Annotated in this window: 2 protein-coding genes, 1 pseudogene and 1 riboswitch; of the genes and pseudogenes, 2 read left to right on the top strand and 1 reads right to left on the bottom strand. The window is 69.7% G+C overall.

The window, feature by feature from the left end; translation table 11 throughout:
- Both AC2VOP_RS18740 and AC2VOP_RS18735 read left to right on the top strand, forming a co-directional pair.
- Positions 1-785, top strand: a pseudogene (locus AC2VOP_RS18740) (malate synthase G); the annotation flags it as partial.
- 17 nt (positions 786-802) lie between these two features.
- Positions 803-2,689, top strand: coding sequence for a substrate-binding domain-containing protein (locus AC2VOP_RS18735; protein ID WP_486962360.1), 1,887 nt, complete (start codon positions 803-805; stop codon positions 2,687-2,689).
- A 21-nt stretch (positions 2,690-2,710) separates the two neighbouring features.
- Here the strand turns inward: AC2VOP_RS18735 and gcvP are convergent, their stop codons facing one another.
- A complete protein-coding gene (gcvP, locus tag AC2VOP_RS18730; RefSeq protein ID WP_486962359.1) occupies positions 2,711-5,551 on the bottom strand; it encodes an aminomethyl-transferring glycine dehydrogenase in 2,841 nt (946 codons plus the stop codon).
- 63 nt (positions 5,552-5,614) lie between these two features.
- Positions 5,615-5,748: riboswitch (glycine riboswitch) on the bottom strand.
- Positions 5,749-5,780: the final 32 nt, after the last annotated feature.

Genomic DNA, 5,780 nt, shown 5'->3' with positions numbered 1-5,780 from the left:
GGCCGATGGTGCGCAAGGCCGCCATGAAGACCCAGCCGTGGATCCTGGCCTACGAGGACGCCAACGTCGACGTCGGCCTGGCGACCGGCCTGACCGGCCACGCTCAGATCGGCAAGGGCATGTGGACCATGACCGACCTGATGGCCGACATGGTCTCCCAGAAGATCGCCCACCCGCGTGCTGGTGCCAGCACCGCCTGGGTGCCGTCGCCGACCGCCGCCACCCTGCACGCGATGCACTACCACCAGGTCGACGTGTTCGCGGTGCAGCACGAGCTCGCCGGCAAGACCCGCACCACGCTGCAACAGCTGTTGACCATTCCGCTCTCCGGGGAGCTGGCCTGGGCGCCGGAGGAGATCCGCGAGGAGGTCGACAACAACTGTCAGTCGATCCTCGGCTACGTGGTGCGCTGGGTCGACCAGGGTGTGGGCTGCTCGAAGGTGCCCGACATTCACGACGTGGCACTGATGGAAGACCGTGCCACCCTGCGGATCTCCTCGCAGCTACTGGCCAACTGGCTGCACCACGGGGTGATCACCGCCGAGGATGTGCGCTCCAGCCTGGAGCGGATGGCGCCGGTGGTGGACCGGCAGAACGCCGGCGATCCGAATTATCGGCCGATGGCACCCGATGTCGAGAGCAGCATCGCATTCGCCGCCGCACAGGAGCTGATCTTGTCCGGGACCGCGCAACCCAACGGCTACACCGAGCCGATCCTGCATCGAGCCCGTCGTGAGGTCAAGGCTTCCCTAGCGGGTCAAGCCGGTGACGATGCTGGCCACTAACCGACACACCCACCGCCATGGGTAGGCACAGCATGCGCGGGCCGGATGACTTCTCCGATTACTCTCCGGAAACCCCGGAAACCCCGGAAACCCTGGAAATCGACAGCGGCCGCCATGCCGGCGACACCGGCGACACCCGGGAGGCGCCGGCGCCGGCCAGTCATCGCAGCGAGTCGCGGGGCGGCCACCGCACCGAAGCCGGGCGGCGCGGTGTCAGCACCGGCGTGATCGCCGCCCTGGTTGCGGTGATCGTGGTGGTGGGCACGGTGATCCTGTGGCGTTTCTTCGGCACCTCGCTGTCGCACCGCTCCAGCAGCGCCGCCGGGCGCTGCATAGCCGGCCAGCTGACCGTTGCCGTCGTCGCGGACCCGTCGATCGCCGACTACATCGGCGAGTTCGCCCGCCCGTTCAACAAGTCGGCCAAGCCCATCGGTGACCGCTGCGTGTCGGTGCAGGTCACGCCCGCGGACTCGGGTGCCGTCGTCGGCGGCTTCATCGGCGACTGGCCGGCCCAGCTGGGTGAACGGCCGGCGTTGTGGATCCCGGGCAGCTCCGTCTCGGCGGTGCGGCTACAGGCCGCCGCCGGCCAGCAGATCATCAGTGACAGCCGCTCCCTGGTCAGCTCCCCGGTGCTGCTCGCTGTGCGACCCGAACTCAAAACCGCGCTAGCGCGGCAAAATTGGGCGACATTGCCGACCCTGCAGAGCAATGACGACGCGTTGGCTGGGGTACACCTACCCGGCTGGGGGTCGCTGCGGCTGGCGCTGCCGGTCGGTGGCAACGCCGACGCGGCGTTTCTGGCCGCCGAGGCGGTCGCGTCGGCGTCCACACCGCCCGGGGCGCCGGCCAGCGCCGGCATCCCGCCGTTGCGCACCCTGGTCGACGCGCAGCCCAAGTTGGCGGACAGTTCGTTGGCCGAGGCGATGAACACGCTGCTACGGCCGGCTGACCCGGCGACCGCGCCGGTGCATGCGGTGGTCACCACCGAACAACAGGTGTTCTCCCGCGGCGAGTCGGTGGCCGACGCCGCCGGCACGCTGAGTTCGTGGCTGCCGCCGGGTCCGGCTGCGATCGCCGACTACCCGACGGTGTTGCTCAGCGGAGCGTGGCTGTCGCCGGAGCAGATCAGCGCCGCCAGCGAGTTCGCCCACTTCGTCCGCAAGCCAGACCAGCTGGCGGAGTTGGCCAAAGCCGGGTTCCGGGTCGAGGGCATCGCACCGCCGAGCAGTGACGTCACCAGTTTCGCGTCGTTGCCCGCAACACTGTCGGTGAGCGACGACGCGCTGCGCACCACGCTGGCCAGCGTGCTGGCCGCCCCAGCCACCACCGCCGCCGTCACCATCATGCTGGACCAGTCGATGACCACCAGCGAAGGCGGCGACACCCGGCTGACCAACGTCGTTGCCGCGCTGGAGCGGCAAATCCAGGCCATGCCGTCGAACGCCGCGGTGGGGCTGTGGACCTTCGACGGCACCGAGGGCCGCTCGGTGGTCTCCACCGGCCCGCTGGCAGACCCGGTCGACGGAGAGCCCCGCACCGCCGCGCTGGTCACCCAACTGAACGACCTGAGCTCGACGTCCGGCGGTGCGGTGTCGTTCACGACGCTGCGGCTGGTCTACAACCAGGCACTAGCCAATTACCTTGCCGGCCAGAGTAATTCCGTGCTGGTGCTGACCTCGGGACCGCACACCGACCAGACGCTGAGCGCTACCGGGCTGCAGGACTTCATCCGCCAGGCCGTCGACCCGCAGCGTCCCGTCGCCGTCAACGTCGTCGACTTCGGCGACGACCCCGACCAGTCGACGTGGCAGGCCGTCGCCCGACTCAGCGGCGGCAGCTACCTCAATGTCGCCAGGTCGAACTCGCCGGAGCTGGCTACCGCGCTGAGCACACTGCTGAGCTGACCATAGCTGCCCCAGGGAACCTCAGGGCAGGTCCTGCACCGGCGGGCACGAGCAGACCAGGTTGCGGTCGCCGTAGGCGCCGTCTATGCGCCGCACCGCCGGCCACACCTTGGGCCGGAATGCCGTGCCCAGTGGGTAGGCCGCCTCTTCGCGGGTGTAGGGGTGGTCCCACTTGTCCGCCAGCAGGCACGCGGCGGTGTGCGGCGCGGCGCGCAACGGGTTGTCGTCTGCTGGCCACACTCCAGCGCCGACCCGGTCGATTTCGCCGCGGATGGCGATCATCGCCGCGCAGAACGCGTCAACCTCGGCGAGGCTTTCGCTCTCGGTCGGTTCCACCATCAGCGTGCCGGCCACCGGGAAGCTCATCGTCGGAGCGTGAAAGCCGTAGTCCGCCAGCCTTTTTGCGACATCGTCGACGGTCACCCCGGTCGTCTTGGTGATGCCGCGTAGATCGAGGATGCATTCGTGGGCAACCATGCCGTTCGCACCGGTGTAGAGCACCGGGTAGTACTCGTCGAGCCGGCGGGCGATGTAGTTGGCCGACGCGATCGCGGTCAGCGAGGCTCGCCGCAGCCCGGCGGGGCCCATCATCTTCAGGTAGGCCCAGGTGATCGGCAGTATCGACGCCGAGCCGTACGGCGCCGACGACACCGGCCGCCCGGCCGGCAATTCCGGGGCCAGCGGGTGGCCCGGCAGAAACGGCGCCAGGTGGGCGCACGCCACCAGCGGTCCGACGCCGGGCCCACCTCCGCCGTGGGGAATGCAGAACGTCTTGTGCAGATTCAGGTGGCTGACGTCGCCGCCGAACCTGCCCGGCCGGGCCAGGCCCACCAGGGCGTTGAGGTTGGCGCCGTCGACGTAGACCTGGCCGCCGGCATCGTGGGTAGTCGCGCAGATCTCGGCGATGTCCTGCTCGTAGACACCGTGGGTAGACGGGTAGGTGATCATCAGCGCCGCCAGTCGGCCAGCATGCTCACCGAGCTTGGCGTGCAGGTCGTCGAGGTCGACGTCCCCGTTCTCCCGGCAAGCCACCACGGCCACCCGCATCCCCGCCAGCGCCGCCGACGCGGCGTTGGTGCCGTGCGCGCTGGCCGGGATCAGGCAGACGTCGCGGTGGCCTTCCCCGCGGCTGGCGTGGTAGGCATGAATCGCCAGCAGCCCGGCATACTCGCCCTGCGAGCCTGCGTTGGGCTGCAGCGAGCAGGCGTCGTAGCCCGTCAGCGCGGTCAGCCAGCTTTCCAGTTCACCGATGAGCCGCCGCAGACCCGGTGTGTCGCCGGCCGGCGCGAACGGATGCTGGCGAGCGAACTCCGGCCAGGTGATCGGCTCCATCTCGGCGGCGGCGTTGAGTTTCATGGTGCACGAGCCCAGCGGAATCATGCTGCGGTCCAACGCAATATCCTTGTCGGCCAGGGTGCGCAGATACCGCATCATCGCTGTCTCGGTGCGGTGGTCGGTGAAGGCGGGTTGACTCAGAAACTTCGAGGTGCGGGTGACGATTCCCGCGCACACCGGTTCGGCGGCCGTGACGCCGAAAGCCTCCAGCACCGCTGCCACGTGCGCGTCGGTGGTGGTCTCGTCGCAGGACACCGAGACGTGGTCGCCGTCGACCCGCCACAGGTTGATGCCGCCCGCCTTGGCCGCGGCGATCACCTGGTCGGCGCGCCCGGGAACCCGGGCCAGCACCGTGTCGAAGTAGGTGTCGTGCACCAGCGCATCGCCCAACGCGGCGGCGATCTTTCCGGCATGAGCGTGCACCCGGCGGGCAATCGCGGCCAGCCCGTCGGCGCCGTGGTAGCTGGCGTACATCGCAGCCATCACCGCCAGCAACACCTGCGCGGTGCAGATGTTCGATGTCGCCTTGTCCCGGCGGATGTGCTGTTCACGGGTCTGCAGCGCCAGCCGGAAGGCGGGCGACCCCTCCGCGTCACGAGATACCCCGACCAGCCGGCCGGGCAGCTGGCGCGCGTGGCGGTCGTGCACCGCGAGGTACCCGGCGTGCGGACCGCCGAACCCCATCGGCACGCCGAATCGCTGGGTGCTGCCGAATGCGACGTCGGCGCCGATCTCCCCGGGTGGGGTGATGAGCGTCAGCGCCAGCGGATCGGCGCCGATCGCCGCCAGCGCGCCGTGGTCGTGCGCCTGCTCGACCAGCGCGGACCAGTCGGTGACCCGCCCGCTGGCCCCCGGCAGCTGGGCGATGACGCCGAAGAACTCGCCCTCCGGCAGCCCGTTGGTCAAATCTGCGGTGACGATCTCGATGCCCAGCGGCTCCGCGCGGGTGGCCAGCACCGCAGCGGTCTGGGTGAACACGTCGACGTCGACGGCCAGCCGGTCGGCCCGTTCTCCGCGCACCGCGCGATGCATCAGCGTCATTGCCTCGGCGGCGGCGGTGCCCTCGTCGAGCATCGAGGCGTTGGCCACCTCGAGGCCGGTCAGGTCGGCGACCAAGGTTTGGAAATTCAGCAGCGCCTCCAGCCGGCCCTGGCTGATCTCCGGTTGATACGGGGTGTAGGCGGTGTACCAGGCTGGGTTTTCCATGACGTTGCGCAGCAACACCGGCGGGGTGAAGGTGTCGTAGTAACCCTGGCCGATCATCGACACCGCGACGGTGTTGGCGTCGGCCAGCGTGCGCAACTCGGCCAGCGTCTCGGCCTCGCTGGCGGCTGGCGGCAGCCGGTCCAACCCGGGAGCCGCCCCCGTGCCGGTCAGCGGGTCGAGGATGCCCGCCGGGACCGCCTTGGCGGCCAGGTCGTCAAGCGAATCGACCCCGATGACGGTGAGCATCGTGGCGATGTCGCGGTGGTCCGGGCCGATGTGCCGGTCGGCAAAGCTGAGGCGGGCTTGAGTGGGGTCGGACATCGGCGAAACTCCTGACATCGGCAGCACGGGCTGCAGGGGCAGGACCCCGCACACCCTGGCGGGTCCTCCCCCTCTGTCTTCACCCGTGCACCGGGCGCCTGAGAGTTTCAGCCGCTGCAGCCAGAGCCGCACGTGGCCTTTCCCCATCGGCGGGTGAAGACCGCTGCCGGTCGCCACCGCTTTCCAGAGGCATCGTCGTCTTCGCGCGGTCCTTCGGGCCTGAGAGGTT

The organism is Mycobacterium sp. TH-M106 (assembly GCF_057473765.1).
The sequence above is the reverse complement of the archived record's forward strand: the minus strand, read 5'-3'. Positions and strand labels throughout refer to the sequence as shown.

Bases quoted from the DNA above. Each gene is read 5' to 3' on its own strand.
- AC2VOP_RS18735 (WP_486962360.1), top strand. From the start codon at position 803: ATGGGTAGGCACAGCATGCGCGGGCCGGATGACTTCTCCGATTACTCT.
- gcvP (WP_486962359.1), bottom strand. From the start codon at position 5,551: ATGTCCGACCCCACTCAAGCCCGCCTCAGCTTTGCCGACCGGCACATC.